Below are 19,303 nucleotides of genomic sequence, written 5' to 3'. Positions count from 1 at the left end.
TTGTGACCCGTTCCCCCAGCACGCCGCCGCGCTCACGGTGGTACACCACCCACTACGTCACTATGCTGGGTGAAAGCGAATTGATAAACCTGAGTTAAGGAGTGTTCCACCCCATGAACCCCACCACATTGAACCTGGCCTTCAAGACCGCATCGAACCTGTGGAGCCAGTTCAACAACTACCGCGAAGAAAAGTCCCGCGAAGCCTACACCGCCCTAGAGGAGGCCGCGCAGAAGATGGACGAGCGCGATAACGGCAGCTTCGCCGAGTCCCGCCGCCAGGCAGGCGCCGTCACCCGCGCCGCACACTCCCGCCTCGAGCGCGCCCTAGAAGAGTTCAACAACTACCGCGAGGACGCCACCGAGCGCCTGAACGACGCCAAGGAAGAGGCCACCAAGAAGGCTAAGAAGGCCCGCAAGCAGGCCAAAAAGGATTCTCAGAAGGCGCAGAAGAACCTCAAGAAGAAGTCCGCCAAGGTAGCCAAGAAACAGAAGAAGCAGAAGTCCTCCAAGGGCTGGATCTTCGCCGGCATTATCGCTGTGCTTTCCGCCGCGGCCGGTGCCTCCTACTACTGGCTGCGCTCCAACGACAAGCCATCCCAGACCCCACCGCGCGTGGATGACTTCCAGTCCGCTTCCCACACCGCCCCTGAGTCCACCTTGGTCTACACCTCCACCAGCGAGAATGACACCCAGTCTGACCTCGTTGAGGAAGGCGCTGTACGCGATGAAGAACTGCTGGGTTCCATCGACGAGCAGCTGGCCAAGCACCGCGAAGAGGAAGCAGCTCAGCCGGCCGACACCACCCGCATCACGGATGACCACCAAAACGAGGGCAAGCACCGCCTGTAGGCCAAAGAATAACTACGCTTTCCACCCCGCCGTGGGGGTATATTCAGCGTTGCCTAGATCTCATTTCTTTGCTTAGACAAAAACCTCTTGATTGAATTCCCACATTAGGGATCTTTCTACAAGGAGATGAACAATGAGCTTTGAGTCCCTCACCGTCAAGCTCAAAGACGGCTCAACGTACTACTTCCCAGCGGGTGCGGTGTCTAAAGACCCTTCCTCTCGCGTGGATAACCTGCGCTTCGCCATCGATAACGGAACCACTTTCCACTCCGTAGACGAGGCCGGTATCGAGCGCGAGTTTAACGGTCACGACGTCCGCAATTACCACCTCGCCTAAGCGGCAGCCACATCCCTTCCCCACAGGTCACTGTCCTGTGCGGAGGGGATTTTCGCATGCGTACCCCGTGCTGCACCACTGGCGTCTATCGTGGATTCCATGGAACTTCGCGCAACCCAAGAATCTGACCGCACCTACCTCGCCCGCCTCAACTTCCTCACCGATACTTTCGGTGACGAGCACGGCGAGCTCTCCCCTGACTTCGCCGCTGATTTTGCCTTCTACGTGGAAAATTGGGATCCCAACCAGGGCGGTTTCATCGCCTGGGAGGAGCTTGTCCCGGCCGGTGGCGTGTGGCTCAATTGGGGCACGGAGGACAACCACGGATTTGGCTTTGTCGAGCCCGCCATTCCGGAGCTCGCCATCGCGGTCGAGGCCCGCTATAAGGGACAGGGCATTGCCACCGCGCTTATCGACGCCGCTATTTCCCTCGCCTACACCCTGCATGCCCCCGGCATCTCGCTAGCCGTCCACCCCGATAACCCCCGCGCCAAGGGGCTCTATGAGCACCTCGGCTTTGAACACGTGGGCAGCCACGAGGGACACTTTGTGATGCTGAAGCGCTTCTAAAGCGAGCGCAGGCGGGCGTGCGTAACGTAAATCGGCTCATTATCCACGGCCGTCTTAAACTCCTCGGTCAGCCCAGCCATAACCGCCTCGCGCGCCTCTTCACGAGTGCCGTGAAAGCTCATGACCTCGCCATCCACTGCGGCCTCGCCACGTTTGCGCACCACAACGTATTCTGCGCCTTCCGGCGCCGAGACTTTCTTCTCTGTGGAGGTAAAGGGATCGTTGTAGCGAACGTTGGCGGCCATGGTTAGTCTCCTAATGGTTTCGCGTAATAGTAATAATTCCCCACTTACTGTACTTAAAATTTCCTCCCCGCGACCGTGCGCGTACATCCCTGCCATTTCCGCCGACAAAAATGGAGTTTACATCGAAAAATCGCGACATCGCCCCCTAGCTGCCCTTGCGCAGAGAAAAGTCCGGCGCCCTCCGAAGAGGAAACCGGACTTCATGCTGTGGAGCATAGGAGAATCGAACTCCTGACCTTCTGCTTGCAAAGCAGATGCTCTACCAATTGAGCTAATGCCCCAGTGCCTACACACTTTACTACCGCAGCCGAAGCAACCACAAACCGCTTAAAACCTGAACCACTCAAATCACTTTGGCCCCTTTAGGCATGTCCTATCACTTTGGTTACATTCGGGCGCTAGGGTCATGGGCACATCATGTCCACTTTCCCTCATTTTTAGGAACACTATGCGCCGCATCCTCACCTCTGCACTCACCGTGCTTATTGCCGCCGCCATGCCAGCCGCCGCTCATGCACAGTTACCGCAAATCCCACGATTGCCTGCGTCTTCAAGCGCGGATATTCAAGGAGAAATCAACCATCGCCTCGAGGATGCCCGCGCACAGGTCGAAGATTTCAGCTCCCAGGCATTTCCACACACTACCTCCGGGAAGAAGGCACCCGCCGCCCCAGCTCCGAAGAAACCCCAGCCGCGTAGTGAAGATGGCGTCGACTGTGCCAACTGCGTAGCTATCACCTATGACGACGGCCCCGGTGCCGAGACCAACCGCCTACTGGACAAGCTCAAGGCGAAGAACGCGCACGCAAGCTTCATGGTGCTAGCCCCCAACGCATATCAGCATCCTGAGCTGCTCAAGCGCATGAAGGCCGAGGGCCACACCATCGGCAACCACACCAAGAGCCACCGCCAGCTCAACACCCTGTCCTATGACCAGGTATCCCAGGAAATCGACGCCGGCAATGCCGCCATCAAAAAGGCCACCGGCCAAGGCACGCGCTGGGTACGCCCGCCCTATGGCGCGACCAACGCCACCGTGGATCAGGCCACCCGCGATAAGGGCGTCTCCCAAGCGTTGTGGGACGTCGACACCGTGGATTGGAAGGACCGCAACTCCGACCATGTGTGCTCCGCGGCCGTCCAAGGCGCCCGCGCCGGCTCCATAGTGTTGATGCACGATATCCACCCCACCACCGTGGACGCCGCCGATTGCGTTATCGACGGCCTGCGCGCCAAGGGCCTCGAGCCAGTTAGCCTAGATCGCCTCCTACGCACCCCCGTGGCAGGTAAGCGCTACTACGCTCGTGGTTAATGATTGATTTTGCCCTGACTGCCGACGCCGTCGCTCCCCAACTCCTCGGCTGTACCCTCACCCATGCCGGGGTAAGCATCCGCCTCACGGAGGTTGAGGCTTACCTCGGTGCCAAGGATTCCGCTGCACATACCTTCAATGGCAAGACCCCGCGCAATGCGGCCATGTTCGGTCCGCCGGGTAGGTTCTACGTCTATATTTCTTATGGTATCCACCGCAACGTCAATATCGTTTGCGCCCCTGATGGCACCGGCCAAGGCTGCCTGCTGCGCGGCGGCGAAATCATCGAGGGCGCCGATATCGCCTTCGCCCGCCGCGGCACCACCGATTTTCATAATCTTGCCCACGGGCCAGGAAACTTGGGCAAGGCCTTAGGCTTCACGCTAGAAGATAACCACCAACCAATTCAGATTGTTGAGCGAACCTCCGAACCAGAATGGGTACGCGGACCGCGCATCGGCATCTCGAAAAACAAGGAAGCGGCCCTGCGGTTTTGGATCCCATTCGATAAAACCGTCTCGGGCCGCCGCGGCTATCCCAAAAAGTAACGAGGAAGCTGACTAATAGCGCCCACCATAGCGCTCATCATTTTCGATGGCCTTTATGATCCGCTGATTGATCTGCAGCATCTGGCGGATCTGCGTGCGGGTCAGGTTATCCATTACGGACTTCCGAGCCTGCTTAGCGTGTCCAGGCGCGGTCTCTACTACCTTATCCCAGCCGCTATCCGTCAGCTGTGCCATGGTGGTGCGGCCGTCAGTCGGGCACGGCTGGCGCACGACCCACCCTTGCTTTTCTAGGCGCGTAACGACCTGGCTCAAGCGAGACAAAGATCCATTGGCGGTAATCGCCAGATCACGCATACGCATCTCGCGATTTTCCGCCTCAGATAGTCGAGAGAGCACCGTATATTCAAAAAAGCTCAGGCCTGCGTCATCGCGCAGCTGAGCATCCAAAATATTGGTCAAGCGAATATTTACGCTCATTAGGGACATAAATGATGCGAGTTCTTCATCATTTAGCCAGTAGTCATCGCGCTCGGTCATGGGATTTATTCTATCAACTTGGCTTTAATTCTAAAGTGACTCATCACTGCCCTAAACGCAAAGACCTTAGTGCCCAAAGGACGCATCGATCGGCCGCTGCCCTCTTGGCAGCTTCTCCACCACCAAACGATAGGAATCCGTGACTAACTCCTCTATCAGCTGTTTGTGCAGCTCTGCGTGTGGATAGACGGAAACCCAATGACGCTTATTCATGTGGTAGCCCGGCGCAATGAACGGGTATTGCTGCTGTAGCGCTTGGCAGTCCTCCGGCTCGGCCTTAATGATCATTTGCTGTTGACCTGTCACTGCTGTCAGTAACAGGAAAATTTTGTCGCGTACTTTGAATACTTCCCAGTCGGGCCCGAAAGGATGCTGTACCTGCGAGCCGAGCATCTCTTCGGCGCGCTGCCGTGCAACTGTGTAGAGGCCACTGCCATCCATCATCGGCTCCCTCTTCGAGACTGGCTTAGTGCTGTCTTCAACGATATCGTCCATCCAAACCTCGGTTTTCGTCGACGGTTTTGCCGGTTTATATGGACGAAAATGGTGATCCGAGTGGAGCGCTCGCCATTGTGTCACTTCTCAGAGCGCTTGGGAACGACCGCGGAAATAAAAAATGTCCGGCCCCTCCGAAGAGGAGGCCGGACTTCATGCTGTGGAGCATAGGAGAATCGAACTCCTGACCTTCTGCTTGCAAAGCAGATGCTCTACCAATTGAGCTAATGCCCCATTGTTCCGTGGTGGGCCTAGCTGGAATCGAACCAGCGACCTCATCGTTATCAGCGATGCGCTCTAACCGACTGAGCTATAGGCCCTTGTGCGGAACGAGAATTAACTCTACATACTATCCCCGGATTTATACAAATCGCCTGCTCAAGAAGCTTTTCAGACCATTAGCAAAAGGGGAAGATTCGTACTGAAGAAAGAAAAATGCCGGCACCCGAAGGTGCCGGCATCTTCAAACGCAAGAGAGGTGCTAGCGGTTGTCTAAGTCGACTCGCAGGCCGCCAAAGACGTCCACGATGGCGTTATAAATAACCGCCATCAGAGGCGCCAGCAATGTAAGGAGAACGGCGAAAATAACGCCGATGAGCGCGGAGGCGGAGATGACGACACCGAAGGTGACCTCGAATCCGCCGCCGACGCCGCCGACGAGGCTATTGAGCGATTCCCAAATCCCCACCTGGTTCAGGCCAATATAAAGCAGGCATACGGCCAGCATCCAGGCGATCAGTCCGACGAGTGACAGGGCCAGACCGACGCGGAACGCCGAGATAGGCGAGATTCGCGTAATCGTTATGTCTCGTCGTGCCATTAATTACTCCTCATCCTTGGAAGCATCGCCAGCCTTGTGTTCCTGCTGGACCTCATCCACGGTCTTTTCGCCCTTAGCCACGGCCTGAGCGTCTTCCTCACCATCTTCTTCGACGTTGCGGTCGATGGCAAGCAGTTCGACATCGTCACCCAGGTTGACCAAGCGCACGCCCATCGTGGCACGGGAGGACGGACGAATCTGGTCCACCTCGGTGCGGATGACGCCGCCGGCGGAGGTAATGGCGAAGATTTCATCATCCTCATCCACAGAGATGGCGCCGATTAGCTTGCCGCGCTTCGGGGTGTACTTGAAGGTCATGACACCCAGGCCACCGCGGCCCTGCGTAGTGTATTCCTCGATAGCGGTGCGCTTACCGTAGCCGCCGGAGGTGGCAACCAAGAGGAATTCGCCATCGTGGACCACGGACATGGACAGCAGCTGGTCATCGCCGCGGAAGCGCATGCCCTTCACACCAGCGGTAGCGCGGCCCATGGGGCGCAGCTGGTCGTCGTCCGCAGTAAAGCGGATGGCCTGTCCCTGCTCGGAGGTGAGCAGGATGTCATCGCCCTCGGAGACGAGCTGTGCGCCAATGAGAGCATCGCCCTCGTTGAGGTTGATGGCGATAAGGCCAGCGGAACGCGCGGACTCATAATCGGTCAAACGGGACTTCTTCACGCGGCCCTGCTGGGTAGCGAGAACCAGGTAAGGAGCATCCTCGTAGGACTGGATCTGGATGACCTGGGCAATCTTTTCTTCCGGCTGGAATTCCAGCAGGTTTGCCACGTGCTGGCCACGAGCGGCGCGACCGGCCTCTGGCAGCTCATAAGCCTTGAGGCGGTAGACGCGGCCGAAGTTGGTAAAGAACAAGATCCAGTCGTGCGTGGAGCAGACGAAGAAGTTCTTGACAATATCGTCCTGCTTGAGCTCAGCGCCGCGCACGCCCTTGCCACCACGCTTTTGCGCCTTGTAGGAATCCACCTTGGTGCGCTTAGCGTAGCCCGTAGAAGTAATGGTGACTACAACGTTTTCGCGGGCGATAAGGTCCTCATCGGTCACATCGCCGGTTGCCGGAATGATTTCGGTGCGGCGTTCATCGCCATACTTATCGACGATCTCTGCCAGCTCATCGTGGACAATCTGGCGCTGGCGCTCCTCGCGGGCGAGGATATCCTTCAGATCAGCGATCTCGCGCTCGATTTCCGCCAACTCATCGATGATCTTTTGGCGTTCCAGGGCAGCCAGTTTGCGCAGCTGCATGGCCAGGATGGCGTCGGCCTGGATATCGTCGACGTCGAGAAGCTCCTTCAAGCCCTCGCGTGCCTCGTCCACGGTGGGCGAACGGCGGATGAGGGCAATGACCTCATCGAGCATGTCTAGGGCCTTGACCAAACCGCGCAGAATGTGGGCGCGCTTTTCGGCCTCATTCAGGCGGTACTGGGTACGGCGAACGATGACCTCGATCTGGTGCTCCACGTAGTAGCGCAGCATCTGATCCAGGCGGAGGGTGCGCGGCACGCCATCGACAATGGAGAGCATATTCGCGCCGAAGGACGTCTGCAGCTGGGAGTGCTTGTAGAGGTTATTGAGCACCACGCGGGCCACAGCGTCGCGCTTGAGGGTGACGACGATGCGCATGCCAACGCGGTCGGAGGATTCATCCTCAATCTTGGAAATACCCGCGATCTTGCCGCTAGCCACGGACTCCGCGATATTGGAGATGAGGTTATCCGGGTTGACCTGGAACGGCAGCTCGGTAATCACAATGGTCTGGCGGGATCCAGACTCCTCGATGGAGGTCACACCACGCATGCGGATGGATCCGCGGCCGGTGGTGTAGGCATCCTTGATGCCCTGATCGCCCACGATGAGGCCCGCGGTGGGGAAATCCGGGCCCTTGACGCGTTCCATGCAGGCTTCCAGCGCAGTCTCTTCATCGGCGTCTGGATTATCTAGTAGCCAGTAGATGGCCTCAGCCAGCTCGTTGAGGTTATGCGGCGGGATATTGGTGGCCATACCCACGGCAATGCCGCCCGAACCGTTCATCAGCAGGTTTGGAACGCGGGACGGCAGTACGTCCGGCTCGCTGGTTTTGCCATCGTAGTTGGGCGAGAAATCAACGGTGTTTTCGCGGATATCGCGCACCATCTCCATGGCCAGCGGAGTGAGCTTACACTCCGTATAACGCATTGCTGCTGGGCCATCGTTACCGCGGGAGCCGAAGTTACCCTGGCCATCCACCAGTGGGTAGCGCATATTCCACGACTGGGCCAAGCGCACCAAGGTGTCATAGATGGCGGAGTCACCGTGCGGGTGGAACTGACCCATGGTGTCCGAGACCGGGCGGGCGGACTTTACGTAGCCGCGCTCCGGGCGGTAACCGGAATCGAACATCGCGTAGAGGATGCGGCGGTGCACCGGCTTTAGTCCATCGCGCACCTCCGGCAGGGCACGGCCGACGATGACGGACATGGCGTAGTCGATGTAGCTCGACTCCATCTCCTCATTAATGTCAATGGGAAATATGCGATCAAAAAGATCGTCGTTATTGTCACTCATAACGCCAGATTCTACCCTTTAGCGCCTTTCAGGGCCCGAATTGCCGCACGCATGGTATCACCGTGGTATCACTAAGGCATGGCAATGACATTGCGGCTTACGGCCGAACAAGACCACGCGCTCACCCTGCTGGCCTCGGCGCAGGGTACCTCCAAACATGAAGCGGTAGTGCGCGCCATCGTTGCGGCGGCAGCCCGCACGCTTGCCGACGCCCACGTGCAATCCACCGCCCGCGCCCTCCTCCCCGGCCGCGCTGAACTGGAGGCGGAAATCCGCCGCGCCCGGCCCACTCAGTCCTAGGTGATTATGAGTACCGAACAGCTCTACCTTTTGGCACGCGAGTTTTGCGCGCGCTTTAACGTCCGCATCACCAATTTTGCTGCTCTTGCGGCCGCTGCGGCGGCCAGCACTGCCAAGGTGGAAGGAATAGCCATCCACGATAGCCACCGCGATGCCGCCCGCGCTATGGCGGAGGTTTTAGCCCGCGTTCCGGCGCTGAGCGGGTATAACGCAGAGTTCGCAAAGTTCACCGTGCGCGTCTACCTTAGTGTTAAAGAAGTTGCCTAAGTTTTGGGAAGAGTGACCCAAGGAAGGAACTAGCACCATGTCCCACGTCAAGAAGATCGCCGTATCGAGCCTTACCGCCGCAGCCCTAACCGCCACCGCCATCACTGCTCCTACCGCTACTGCAGCTGAGGCGGATTCCTGGAAAGACGAGGTAAATCCGGAATTTGAACAGGGCCAGACTGGTGGTTCCTCTACCGGTTCTTCCCAGCTGGATCTCACGTTGATCATCACCGCAGCGGCCGCGGGCGTCACCGCCCTGGCCAGCGCCGTGGCCCTCTACTCCCCCAACGTGGATCTGGAAAAGGCAGCCCGCGATGCTGGCTTGGGCCAGATCGCCGATCAGATTGCTGCCATTCAGGCCAACCTTCCTGGCCTGCCGGGACAGCCGGCTTAATTCGCGTAAGGTGGTGCAGCATGGCACATCTTTCTGAACTTATGTCAGGTCCGCAGCGCACTGCGGTGATAAGCGATTGTGGCGAGCTGGTTGAGAGGGTCGTCGCCAAGCAATCGGGCATTACCGGCATGGCGCTGAAGGGCGCAGTCGCCGCCGCGAAGAAGGTCGACTCCGCCATCATCACCAAGGCGCTAGGCCGCGTGCTACCGGATGTCCTCGACGCTATGGACCCGCACTGGCAAGAGTTTGAAAACAGCTCTGAGCAGGATTTCGGTTCCTTCCTGGAGCCGCGCAGCGCCGAGGTCAGTGATGCCATCATGGCGGTAGCCGATAAGCATGCCGAGCAGGTCAACTCCCCCGCACTATCCAAGCCTTATAACTCCCTGCGCGCTAAGGCTTCGAAATTCCTCACCCCTGCGGTTCCGGATTTCGGCCGCGTGCTGCAGAAGCATATGTAGATTCCGGCAGTTGAATCGCCTTCTAAACGCCAGGTATAAGTGTGGAAGTGACTACTTCCGCAGCTAACCAGACCGAGTACCCCGCCGGCCAAGATCCCGCTCGCTGGCGGGTACTTATCGTTTTGCTCACGGCGCTTTTTATGTCGCTGCTGAGCGTATCCATTGTTAATGTGGCCCTGCCCTCTATTCAATCGGGTTTAGGGGCCTCTAATTCGGATGTGCAATGGGTGCTCTCCGGCTATGCGCTCACTTTCGGCGTCATCCTCGTGGCGGCCGGCCGCGCCGGAGATCTCGTCGGCCGCGGCGGCATCTTTCTAGCTGGCATCGCTATCTATTCCATCAGCGCCGCAGTCGCCGGTTTTGCCCCTAATGCTGAGGCACTCAATGCCGCCCGCTTTATCCAAGGCATAGGTGCTGGCCTGCTTAATCCCCAGGGTGTGGGCATGATCCAGCAATACTTCCGCGGCCCCGAGCGGGCCCGTGCCTTCGGCTATTTTGGCTCCACGGTGGGCCTCGCCGTGGCCATTGGACCGGTACTTGGTGGCCTACTCATACGCCTGGGTGGCGCGGACCTGGGCTGGCGGTTGACTATGCTGGTCAATTTCCCCGTCGGCCTTTTTGCCATCATCTTGGGATTGATGTGGTTTCCGCGGCCGCTGTTTTCTCGTGTACGCGATGAAATGGGCAATAAACTGGGAATTTTCAAGACCCTAGCCACCCTTGATCCCATTGGTGCTGTCATCCTTGGCGCCGCCGTGTGGGCCATCCTCTTCCCCTTTATGGAGTCTTCTGGAACACCTGGCGTGTGGTGGCTGCTGCTCCTGGGCGCGTTTTTGCTGGTGGCATGGGTGCTGTGGGAGCGACGACACAAGGCCACCGGTCATCCACCAATGGCGGATCTTAATATCTTTGCTACTGCGAGCTTTCGCAATGGCACCATCATTGCCACCTTATGGTTCATGGGCATTACCAGCATTTGGGTGCTCGTCGCGCTCTACTTCCAAAGCGGGCTCGGGCACTCCGCCCTCGCTGCCGGATCCGTAGGCATTCCGGCCGCTTTGTTGAGCTCTATTTCTGCCACACTGGCCGGCCGGTCAGTGTCCGTCCACGGCCGCAAGGTCGTGGTTATCGGCATGATGGTGACCATCTCCGGGCTCGTTTCCACCATTGCGCTCATCTGGGCCACCGAGCAATGGGGCACCAGCGAATGGTGGATGGTCCTGTCGCTCTCCTTGGTGGGCGGCGGGCAAGGCTCGGTCATCTCCCCTAACCAGACGCTCACCTTGGCACATGTCCCTCAGGCCTACGCTGGATCGTCGGGAGCTGTCCTCCAGACCGGCCAGCGCATCGGCACGGCCATCGGTCTTGCCGTCATCACGGCCATAGTCTTTGCCACCCTGCACGGCACGAACGCGGACTGGCCGCTTTCCATCGTCGCCGGCTTCGGCGTCATCCTGTCCATGTGTCTTGCCTCCCTGGGATTCGCCGTAGCGGATCAGCGCAGCTCCCAGGCCTAGGGCTCGCGCTTTAAAACGCCACAATTAAAGCCCACCGCAGTATTTTCCACGGTGGGCTTTGTGCTGCGGTTTAGATGTCTAGGAAGCGGACGTCCTTGGCGCGGCGGGTAATGAAGGAGCGGCGGGCCGAGACATCGTCACCCATGAGGATGGAGAAGAGCTCATCGGCGCGCTGCGCGTCTTCCAAATCCACGCGGCGCAGGATGCGGGTGCTCGGGTCGAGCGTAGTTTCCCAGAGCTCGGAGGCGTTCATCTCGCCCAGACCCTTGTAGCGCTGGATGCCGTCATCCTTGTTGATCTTGCGGTTTTGCTCCAGACCCTCGGCCAACAGCTTATCGCGCTCGTCGTCGGAAAAGGCATAGCCCGGAGTGCCCTTGGACCACTTGAGCTTGTACAGCGGCGGGTTAGCCAGGTACACGTGCCCGTCCTCAATCAGCTGTGGCATAAAGCGGAAGAGCAGGGTCAATAGCAGCGTAGCAATGTGCTGGCCGTCGACGTCAGCATCGGCCATGAGCACGATCTTGTCGTAGCGCAGCTTCTTGATATCAAACTCCTCGTGGATACCGGTACCCAGTGCAGTAATAATCGCCTGGACCTCAGCATTCTTGAGGACCTTATCCATGCGGGCCTTCTCCACGTTCAAGATCTTGCCGCGCAGAGGCAAGATGGCCTGGAACATGGAATCACGGCCGCCCTTAGCGGAACCACCTGCGGAGTCACCCTCCACGATGTAGAGCTCGGAAATCTTCGGGTCCTTGGAGCGGCAATCCGCGAGCTTGCCGGGCAATCCGCCCAGGTCGGTGGCGGATTTGCGGCGCACCATCTCGCGGGCCTTGCGGGCAGCCATGCGAGCATGTGCGGAGGACACGGCCTTATTGATAATGGCCTTTGCCTCAGCCGGATTGGCATCGAACCAGTCATTGACGTGCTCGTTCACCGCACGCTGGACAAAGCCCTTGATTTCGGAATTGCCCAGCTTGGTCTTGGTCTGGCCCTCGAACTGCGGATCGCCCACCTTGACGGAAATGACGGCGGCCAAGCCCTCGCGGCAGTCATCGCCGGAGAGGTTGCCATCCTTTTCCTTGATGAGCTTATGCTCCTTGGCATAGCGGTTCATCAAGGAGGTTAGGGCCGCGCGGAAGCCTTCTTCGTGCGTGCCGCCCTCGTGGGTATTGATGGTATTAGCAAAAGTGTGCACGGACTGCTTATAGCCCTGATTCCACTGCAGTGCTACTTCCACCTCATGATCTTCGCCCTTGGCATCGAAAGAAACGATAGTCGGGTGGATCGCGGTCTTGGACTTATTGAGGTACTTGACGTAATCGGTCAAGCCATCCGGGTAGTGGAAGGTGACCTTCTTGCGGCGCTTCTTTTCCGCCGCAGCTTCCGCCGCTTCACCGGATTCTTCGTTGAAAGTATCGCCAGCGTCTGGGGCATCATCGAAGGAGGTTTCATCCGCACTGGTCTCGCCGGATTCTGCATCGGCTATTTCTTCCAGCTCAATCTGCTCTTCGGTAACGCGCTCATCGATGAGCTCAATGGATAGGCCCTTATTCAGGAAGGCCATTTCCTGCAGGCGGCGAGCAATGATGTCGTAATCGTACTCGGTAGTTTCAAATACTTCCGGATCCGCCCAGAAGCGGATCTTGGTACCCGTGCCGCGGGCGTTGCCACCCTCAACGAGATCATCCGGGACGGCATTCTGGAAGTTTTGATACCAGTGCTTACCATCGCGTTTAATTTCCGCTTCTACGCGGGTAGAAAGTGCGTTCACCACGGAAATGCCGACGCCGTGCAGGCCGCCAGATACGGCGTAGGAGTCGGAGTCGAATTTACCGCCAGCGTGCAGCTGCGTCATGACCACTTGGACGGTAGGTGCGCCGGAGGCGTGCATTTCTACCGGGATACCACGGCCATTATCGATGACCTCGACGCCGCCATCTTCCAGCAGTTTGACGGTAACCTTATCGGCGTAGCCGGCCATAGCCTCATCGACGGAGTTATCAACGATCTCCCAAATGAGGTGGTGCAGGCCGCGCGAACCGGTCGAACCAATGTACATGCCGGGGCGCTTACGGACGGCTTCGAGGCCCTCCAGGATCGTAATTGACCCGGCATCATATGCGTGTTCTTCAGCCACGGATTCGTGCTCTCCTTTTGGCTATAGCTAATTCTAAGACTTTAACTATTCTACACGGATACCCCCTACTGAAAGACACCCCACACCCGTGAGAGATAGGAATCTGGCGCGCTCTGAGGTTATTTAGGATTTAAAGGTCGGATCCAAGTGCAACTTATTAGCCATACGTATCTTGCGATCCTTGTGGTTTCACCCACTGCCGCCCCTCATAATTTCGCTGCTGCTTGGGCCCATGAATGCGCAGCTCAACAATGACATCCGGGCCTAGGCGGTCAGAGATTTTCCGAAGGATCTGTCGCTGCAGATAGCGCAGCTCCGTAGCCCAGGTGGAGTTATCGCAGGACACATAGACAACCTTGTCCTTAATCCGTTGCGGCTGCGTATGGGCGGCGATGCGCTCGCCCACGAGATTCTCCCAATTACCCATCACCCAACCATTGGCCAAGTCGTGCTCCCAGCCGCGATTGACTACCTCGCGGCTGATTTGGGCTCCCAGGCTCGGCACCGCCAGCGTTCGCCGTTTCTTCCTGCCATCTGGTCCCGTAGGAATGCCCCGTTGATAGCCCATATACCCCTGCTTTTGTGCCTTCTCTAGAGAGGGCACCGGCATCTTCGGCACAGGGCGGGTTAGCTTCGGCGGGTTCTTGGAGGTGGACCGTACCAATTTAAAGTACTGGGTGACAGGATCAATGCGCTGCTTGCCGACGCCCCCTTGTTCCTCACTCATCCTTGTCACCATCCCCATCCTCAACGGCATCCTCAGCGCTGAGCTTGGAGATGCGGCCGGTATCGGTATCTTCCACGCTCACGCGGTAGCGCACGATGGGTTCCAAGTTCCCCGGTAGGTCCTCATCTACCGCCGCGGTAATGAGCACCTGCTCGGCCTCGGCGGCCAGGTGGACAAGCTGCTTGCGGCGCTTGGCGTCAAGCTCGGCAAATACATCATCCAAAATGAGCACCGGATCCGATCCTCCCTCTTGCCGCAGCAGATTAAACTCCGCCAGGCGCAGCGCAATGGCATAGGACCACGTCTCACCATGGCTGGCAAAGCCCTTGGCCGGCTGATCACCCAGATTAAGCACCAGATCGTCGCGGTGCGGGCCCACCAGGGAAATGCCGCGTTCAATCTCGCGCTGCCGGGCGGTGGCCAACTCGGTAAGCAAGACGGCCTCTAGTACCTCGCGATCCGAGGTATCGATAGTGGACTTATATTCCACCTGCGCCGGCCGCGATTCTGGTGCCAGGCCGGAATAAGCGGCGGGGATGTGGTCCAAGAGGGCGTCGACAAGCGCAAGGCGCGCGGCGATTACTTGGGCGCCGAGCCGGGCAAGCTGCGCATCCCAGGTATCCAAGGTAGCCAATGCGGCGGCACCGTCGCTATCGGAATAGCCGCGGCGCAGGCTGCCGGAGGCTGATTTCAGCAAGGCATTGCGCTGCTTGAGTACCTTGTCATAGTCGGCCTTTACACCCGCAAGGCGCGGAGTCCGCGAGGCAATGATGCTATCGAGATAAGCGCGCCGTCCGGCCGGCTCCCCGCGCACCAAGGCCAAATCCTCCGGGGAAAAGAGCACCGTTTTTACCACGCCCAGCAGCTCACGGGGGCTGCGCAGGCGCGTGCGATTGATCTGCGCTTGATTGGCCGCGTGGGGTTTAATCAGCAAATGGGTAGTGAGCTCCCGGCCCTGGTTCACCGCGGTAATAGACACCCGTGCACTATCGGCACCCTGCCGCACCAACGGTGCATCGTGAGATACGCGATGGGAGGAAAGATGGGCAGTATAACCAATGGCCTCGACGATATTGGTCTTGCCAAAGCCATTGCGCCCGACAAAAAGGGTGATCCCGGGCCCTAGCTGCACATTAAGTTCGGGCCATGAGCGAAAATCCCGAACATCGAGATCCCTGACGTACATTAGCCCGGCAGGCGAACCGGCATGAGCAGGTAGGTGAAGTTGGTCTTCGGCGTGGGGAAGTTGCCATCTTCATCGGCCTCAGGCAGCTCTTCCGGTTCTGGGATCATAATGGCTGGGCGGGAAGGCTCGGTGAAGCCGAAGACCACGCGGTCGGTGTTGATGACGGCCAAGCCATCTTTGAGGTAGCCCGGATTGAAGGCAATGAGAAACTCATCGCGGCCATGGAAGGCGCACGGCAAGGTCTCGGTCGCATTACCGGCATCCGCGCCGGCAGATAGGGTTACCTGACCATCGGCGAATTCCATGCGAATCTGTGCATTGCGATCCGTCAGCAAAGAAACGCGACGGATTGCTTCCTGCAGCGGAGCCACCTCAATGGAGGCAATATTGGTGTGATTCTTCGGCAGCAGCGGCTGCACATTGGGGAAGTCCGCATCCAGCATGCGCGTGGTGGTTTCGCGGTTATCCGCGTGCAAACCAAAGAGACCATCCGCACCAATATTGTCATCGGTACCTACGGCAATCTCTACCGGAATGTTGAGATGCGGGTCCAGGGAACGACCGGTTTCCTGGAGGGTCTTAGCAGGTACCAATAGCTTGGCTTCGACATCCGGGGACTTCGGCTCCCATTCCAAGGTGCGCATGGCCAGACGGAAGCGGTCCGTTGCCGTCATCTCAATGTCTTTGCCATGGATATCCATGTGCACACCGGTGAGCATAGGCAAAGTGTCATCCTTGCCGGCTGCGGCAGCGACCTGATGGATGGCCTCGACGAAAAGCTGTGGCTGGATAGTGCCCGTAACCTCTGGCAATACCGGAAGCTGAGGGTAATCATCCAGTGGGATCAGTGGCAGCTCGAAGCGAGAGGAACCACAAGTAACCAGTGCCTTGGAATCTACCTGGGAGATCTCTACTTCCTTGTTGGGCAAAGAAGCAACGATATCGGAGAGGAGCTTGCCGGCTACCGCAATCTGTCCGGGCTCATCCACCATGCCGGCGATGCGGACGCGGGTAGAAACCTCATAATCGAAGCCGGTGAACTCAAGACCATTGTCATCCGCGGTGATCAACATCGCGCGAAGCACGGGCTGAGTGACCTTGGAAGGCAGGCTGCGAGCAACCCACGCTACGGCGTTGGCAAGGTCATCTTTGGCAACGCGAAATGACACGGCTTCATCCATGGTGCGAAGAGCTCCTCTGAGGCAAGTAGGAAATTTGTTACTTACAAAAGACTGGCTTCCAACTTACCGCATTGGGCGCGGTGCGCCACAACGTGTAATTCCATCTTTGCCCGCTCGATCCGCGCCTGGCCGGAGGCGGGGCGGGCCGAATTCCACACACCCTCTTTCTTCTATACAGATCAGAGAAATAATTTAGTAGTAGTAATAAGCAGTGTGGGATCTGTGGGTAACTAGGTAAATGACAAGTTCATGGCGCAGATCCGGGGTGTGGCAAATCTTGTGATCTTGCTGTGATCAATCGGGGTGAATTGTGGACAACTAGTGGGATCGCCGTTTTATCCACAGGTTTTGTCATTTGATCACTGATCTACACACAACACTGATCACAGGGTGGTTCTCCCAGCACAAGGCCTGTGGAATTAAAAACTGTGAGTAAGATCTATGAATTACAAAGTTGAAATTACACAAGTGTGAATAACGCTGTGGATAACCTTTCTTGCAGATAAACGGCCCTTTTTAGAGGGTTTCGGGCCTTATTTGTGAAATTACACGGGTGTGCCGATGCGGCGTGGAGGATTCTGTCTAGCTTTCTAGCTGGTTTCAACCCCAAGTGACCCGGGCGAAATCTGGGAAGCGGGATCGGGAAAACAAAAGCGCCCTCCTTATATAAAGGAGAGCGCTGAGGCAGCACGCTAAGACTTAGGCGCGACTGCGATTCTTGATGCGTTGGGTAAGCGCCTGGATCTCGTCATAGGTATTGCGCTTTTCAGTCATCTCTTTGCGGATTTTGCGATCGGCATAAATGACGGTGGTGTGGTCCTTACCGCCGAACTGTTCACCGATCTTGGGCAGGGATAGCTCGGTAAGCTCGCGGCACAAATACATTGCCAGCTGGCGAGCATGCGCTACCGCGCGCTTCTTGCCGGCGCCGCGCAGAGTTTCTACATCAATATCGAAGAAGTCTGCCGTGACCTCCATGATTGAGGTAGCGGTAATCTTTCGATCAGCGGAATCCGGGGCCAAATCGCGCAATGCGATTTCCGCCATCTCTACGTTGATTGGCTCATCTACCAAAGAGGAATAGGCCGAAACACGGATAAGTGCGCCTTCGAGCTCGCGAATGGAAGATTCAAAGCGCGAGGCAATGAGCTCAAGCACGGAGCGATCCACCTCGGTGCCGTCATTTGCCGCCTTCTTCATCAAAATCGCGATGCGCGTTTCCAGATCTGGTGGCTGAATATCGGTAATAAGACCGCCTTCAAAGCGCGTGCGGAGGCGATCCTCCAGCGTTGTCAGCTGCTTCGGCGGGCGGTCCGAAGACAAAATGATCTGCTTATTGGCTTGGTGCAGCGCATTGAAAGTATGGAAGAACTCTTCCTGGGTGGATTCTTTGCCCTCCAAGAACTGGATATCATCGACCATCAAGATGTCGAGATTGCGGTAGCGCCGTTTGAAGGATTCCTGGCGGTCATCACGCAGCGAATTAATATAGTCATTCGTAAATTCTTCCGAAGACACATATTTCACGCGCAAACCCGGGTGCAGCACCTGGGCGTAATTACCAGCGGCGTGCAAAAGGTGCGTTTTGCCTAGACCAGAGCCACCCCAGATGAATAGTGGGTTATATGCACGGGCGGGATTTTCGGCCACGGCAACGGCTGCACCATTGGCAAAACGATTCGAAGACCCGATAACGAAGCTATCGAAAGTGTGCTTCGGATTCAGTGAAGTTTCACGGTTGGGATCATGTGCCGGAGCCTCGCGCGGGATGCGAGCGGAATTAGAGCTAGCATCGGTGAAATTGCCCGCGGACTGCGCCTGCTGCTGGTTATAGTGCTGGGCAAGTTCATCCAAGCTGGCTGGGGCATGGCTGGATTGCCAGTTGTTTTGGGCGGGTGCCGGTTGTGAACCGGTATCAGAGTGTTGCGGGCGCGGAATGTAGTTCTGGGGAGGCTCCGTGCGCTGGGGTTGTTGCGCTTGCGGAGCCTGCTGTTGTTGCGGGGGAGCTGCCTGGGGAGAAGGCTCTGTGGCTGGTGGTTGTGGTTCTTGCGGAGTAGCCAAGGTAACCGCGAAGGAGCAGGGACGTCCGAGGTGTCGGGTTAAGGCCTTGGCGATGTACTCGCCCAATTCATTTTCGACCACATTTTTGGCGTCGAGGTTCTCGGCGGCAACGAGGGTGTAGCCCTCGACCATCATGATGGGGCGGACCAGTTGGAGGTAAAGGCGCTGTGAATGGGAAAAACTAGGGACCTCGGAATTGGGTTGCTCGGATTGTGCGAGCAGGTCATCAACGACCGCGCGCCAAATGGTATGCAGGTTCGCTTGTGGGTCAGTCACAACAGGCTACCTTTGTGGAATTTAGTCGGGAACGGGTGGACATTGAATAACAATTTTCACCGTGGATTCCACCGTGGTTTTCACAGTGGTTTTTATCGAGTCACCTCGATCTCCACAGAGTTATCCACAGGTGTGGATGAAAGAGTTATTCACAGCTTAGTTCATGGCTGTGGATAACTCTTCATTGGCCGGTTTATGGCGTTAAGCTGCGGAAACTGCAAAAGTCTCAAGCGCTGATTTAGAGTTATCCACATGCCAGGCTTGGCTGTGGAATTTGATTCTTCTGTTGTACCGCCGAAGCGGCGGGTGTGTCTAGTGAGAAAAATTCACCCCCTGGACGCCGATCTGGATAGGTCCTCCAGTGCGGTGGATTCGGCGCAGTAAGAGCCCGGAATCTGGCCGCCTAGCTGCAGGAAAAAACATTTATGTAATTTCGGGTGTACCCGGGTGTCGATTTGTTTCTAGCGGCAGAAATCACGTAATCTGGCATGGTCTATTGCAACAAAGAGTTGCGCGTGAAAGTGACAGCGTCACCTCGCACTGGCTGGGCCCGTCGGCTCGCCG

The 19,303-nt window shown here is 57.5% G+C and carries 20 protein-coding genes and 3 tRNA genes; 10 read left to right on the top strand and 13 right to left on the bottom strand.

Annotation, left to right across the window (positions count from 1 at the left end; all coding sequences use genetic code 11):
- The first annotated feature begins 113 nt into the window (after nt 1-113).
- The 3 genes from WMP97_RS06640 (at nt 114) to WMP97_RS06630 (ending at nt 1,758) form a co-directional block, all read left to right on the top strand.
- Complete coding sequence (locus tag WMP97_RS06640) at nt 114-851, top strand: hypothetical protein (protein ID WP_340440094.1); 738 nt, start codon at nt 114-116, stop codon at nt 849-851.
- Between the two features lie 133 nt (nt 852-984).
- Nucleotides 985-1,188, top strand: coding sequence for a hypothetical protein (locus WMP97_RS06635; RefSeq protein ID WP_005326240.1), 204 nt, complete (start codon nt 985-987; stop codon nt 1,186-1,188).
- A 99-nt stretch (nt 1,189-1,287) separates the two neighbouring features.
- Complete coding sequence (locus tag WMP97_RS06630; RefSeq protein WP_023020214.1) at nt 1,288-1,758, top strand: GNAT family N-acetyltransferase; 471 nt, start codon at nt 1,288-1,290, stop codon at nt 1,756-1,758.
- On the opposite strand, the gene WMP97_RS06625 is transcribed toward WMP97_RS06630, so the two are convergent.
- Entirely contained in the window at nt 1,755-2,003 is a 249-nt protein-coding gene (locus WMP97_RS06625; RefSeq protein ID WP_005329702.1) for a hypothetical protein, read from the bottom strand. The two genes, WMP97_RS06630 and WMP97_RS06625, sit on opposite strands and share 4 nt — an antisense overlap.
- 208 nt (nt 2,004-2,211) lie before the next feature.
- Nucleotides 2,212-2,284 (bottom strand) — tRNA-Ala (locus WMP97_RS06620).
- A gap of 167 nt (nt 2,285-2,451) precedes the next feature.
- On the opposite strand from WMP97_RS06620, the gene WMP97_RS06615 reads away from it, so the two are divergent.
- Together WMP97_RS06615 and WMP97_RS06610 are read left to right on the top strand one after the other, a co-directional pair.
- On the top strand, nt 2,452-3,315 hold the full coding sequence (locus WMP97_RS06615) for a polysaccharide deacetylase family protein (protein ID WP_340440093.1): 864 nt from the start codon (nt 2,452-2,454) through the stop codon (nt 3,313-3,315).
- Nucleotides 3,315-3,863, top strand: coding sequence for a DNA-3-methyladenine glycosylase (locus tag WMP97_RS06610; RefSeq protein ID WP_340440092.1), 549 nt, complete (start codon nt 3,315-3,317; stop codon nt 3,861-3,863). The genes WMP97_RS06615 and WMP97_RS06610 overlap by 1 nt, the downstream gene beginning before the upstream one ends.
- Before the next feature lie 12 nt (nt 3,864-3,875).
- Here the strand turns inward: WMP97_RS06610 and WMP97_RS06605 are convergent, their stop codons facing one another.
- The 6 genes from WMP97_RS06605 to gyrA all read right to left on the bottom strand — a co-directional run bounded on the left by WMP97_RS06605 (nt 3,876) and on the right by gyrA (nt 8,232).
- Nucleotides 3,876-4,361 carry a MarR family winged helix-turn-helix transcriptional regulator gene (locus WMP97_RS06605; RefSeq protein WP_023020211.1) on the bottom strand — a complete coding sequence of 162 codons (486 nt, stop codon included), beginning with the start codon at nt 4,359-4,361 and terminating at the stop codon, nt 3,876-3,878.
- 66 nt (nt 4,362-4,427) lie between these two features.
- Nucleotides 4,428-4,856, bottom strand: a complete 429-nt coding sequence (locus WMP97_RS06600) for an MmcQ/YjbR family DNA-binding protein (RefSeq protein WP_023020210.1) — start codon at nt 4,854-4,856, stop codon at nt 4,428-4,430.
- A 161-nt stretch (nt 4,857-5,017) separates the two neighbouring features.
- Nucleotides 5,018-5,090: transfer RNA gene (locus WMP97_RS06595), tRNA-Ala, on the bottom strand.
- A gap of 9 nt (nt 5,091-5,099) precedes the next feature.
- Nucleotides 5,100-5,176: transfer RNA gene (locus tag WMP97_RS06590), tRNA-Ile, on the bottom strand.
- Between the two features lie 161 nt (nt 5,177-5,337).
- Complete coding sequence (locus tag WMP97_RS06585) at nt 5,338-5,676, bottom strand: DUF3566 domain-containing protein (RefSeq protein ID WP_023020209.1); 339 nt, start codon at nt 5,674-5,676, stop codon at nt 5,338-5,340.
- Nucleotides 5,677-5,679: 3 nt separating this feature from the next.
- Entirely contained in the window at nt 5,680-8,232 is a 2,553-nt protein-coding gene (gene gyrA / locus WMP97_RS06580) for a DNA gyrase subunit A (RefSeq protein ID WP_200288477.1), read from the bottom strand.
- 78 nt (nt 8,233-8,310) lie between these two features.
- Here gyrA and WMP97_RS06575 point away from each other — a divergent pair, with 78 nt between their 5' ends.
- Genes WMP97_RS06575 through WMP97_RS06555 form a run of 5 tightly spaced genes read left to right on the top strand, consistent with a single transcriptional unit; the run spans nt 8,311 to nt 11,168 of the window.
- Nucleotides 8,311-8,532, top strand: coding sequence for a CopG family transcriptional regulator (locus tag WMP97_RS06575; RefSeq protein ID WP_086588404.1), 222 nt, complete (start codon nt 8,311-8,313; stop codon nt 8,530-8,532).
- Nucleotides 8,533-8,538: 6 nt separating this feature from the next.
- Complete coding sequence (locus WMP97_RS06570; protein ID WP_301716430.1) at nt 8,539-8,799, top strand: cell filamentation protein Fic; 261 nt, start codon at nt 8,539-8,541, stop codon at nt 8,797-8,799.
- Nucleotides 8,800-8,836: 37 nt separating this feature from the next.
- Nucleotides 8,837-9,193, top strand: coding sequence for a hypothetical protein (locus tag WMP97_RS06565; protein WP_284836026.1), 357 nt, complete (start codon nt 8,837-8,839; stop codon nt 9,191-9,193).
- Between the two features lie 20 nt (nt 9,194-9,213).
- The gene (locus tag WMP97_RS06560; protein ID WP_284836027.1) at nt 9,214-9,651 is read left to right on the top strand and encodes a DUF6918 family protein; all 438 of its coding nucleotides are present in this window, start codon (nt 9,214-9,216) and stop codon (nt 9,649-9,651) included.
- Between the two features lie 41 nt (nt 9,652-9,692).
- Nucleotides 9,693-11,168: an MFS transporter gene (locus WMP97_RS06555; RefSeq protein ID WP_340440091.1), complete on the top strand. Its 1,476-nt coding sequence runs from the start codon at nt 9,693-9,695 to the stop codon at nt 11,166-11,168.
- Between the two features lie 70 nt (nt 11,169-11,238).
- Here the strand turns inward: WMP97_RS06555 and gyrB are convergent, their stop codons facing one another.
- From gyrB to dnaA, 5 genes are all read right to left on the bottom strand, one after another.
- The gene (gyrB, locus tag WMP97_RS06550) at nt 11,239-13,308 is read right to left on the bottom strand and encodes a DNA topoisomerase (ATP-hydrolyzing) subunit B (protein ID WP_340440090.1); all 2,070 of its coding nucleotides are present in this window, start codon (nt 13,306-13,308) and stop codon (nt 11,239-11,241) included.
- 157 nt (nt 13,309-13,465) lie between these two features.
- On the bottom strand, nt 13,466-14,035 hold the full coding sequence (locus tag WMP97_RS06545) for a DciA family protein (protein WP_034655616.1): 570 nt from the start codon (nt 14,033-14,035) through the stop codon (nt 13,466-13,468).
- Nucleotides 14,028-15,221 (bottom strand): DNA replication/repair protein RecF, encoded by a 1,194-nt coding sequence (recF, locus tag WMP97_RS06540; protein ID WP_301716426.1) that lies wholly within the window; start codon nt 15,219-15,221, stop codon nt 14,028-14,030. Before recF ends, WMP97_RS06545 begins: the two co-directional genes overlap by 8 nt.
- Nucleotides 15,221-16,402, bottom strand: coding sequence for a DNA polymerase III subunit beta (gene dnaN / locus WMP97_RS06535; RefSeq protein ID WP_248100278.1), 1,182 nt, complete (start codon nt 16,400-16,402; stop codon nt 15,221-15,223). Before dnaN ends, recF begins: the two co-directional genes overlap by 1 nt.
- Before the next feature lie 699 nt (nt 16,403-17,101).
- Nucleotides 17,102-18,739, bottom strand: a complete 1,638-nt coding sequence (gene dnaA, locus WMP97_RS06530) for a chromosomal replication initiator protein DnaA (protein ID WP_340440089.1) — start codon at nt 18,737-18,739, stop codon at nt 17,102-17,104.
- Between the last annotated feature and the right edge of the window lie 564 nt (nt 18,740-19,303).

The sequence above is a fragment of the Corynebacterium sp. KPL4072 genome (genome assembly GCF_037908395.1).
Lineage (GTDB): Bacteria > Actinomycetota > Actinomycetes > Mycobacteriales > Mycobacteriaceae > Corynebacterium > Corynebacterium kefirresidentii.
This window is presented reverse-complemented; position numbering and strand designations above follow the sequence as displayed.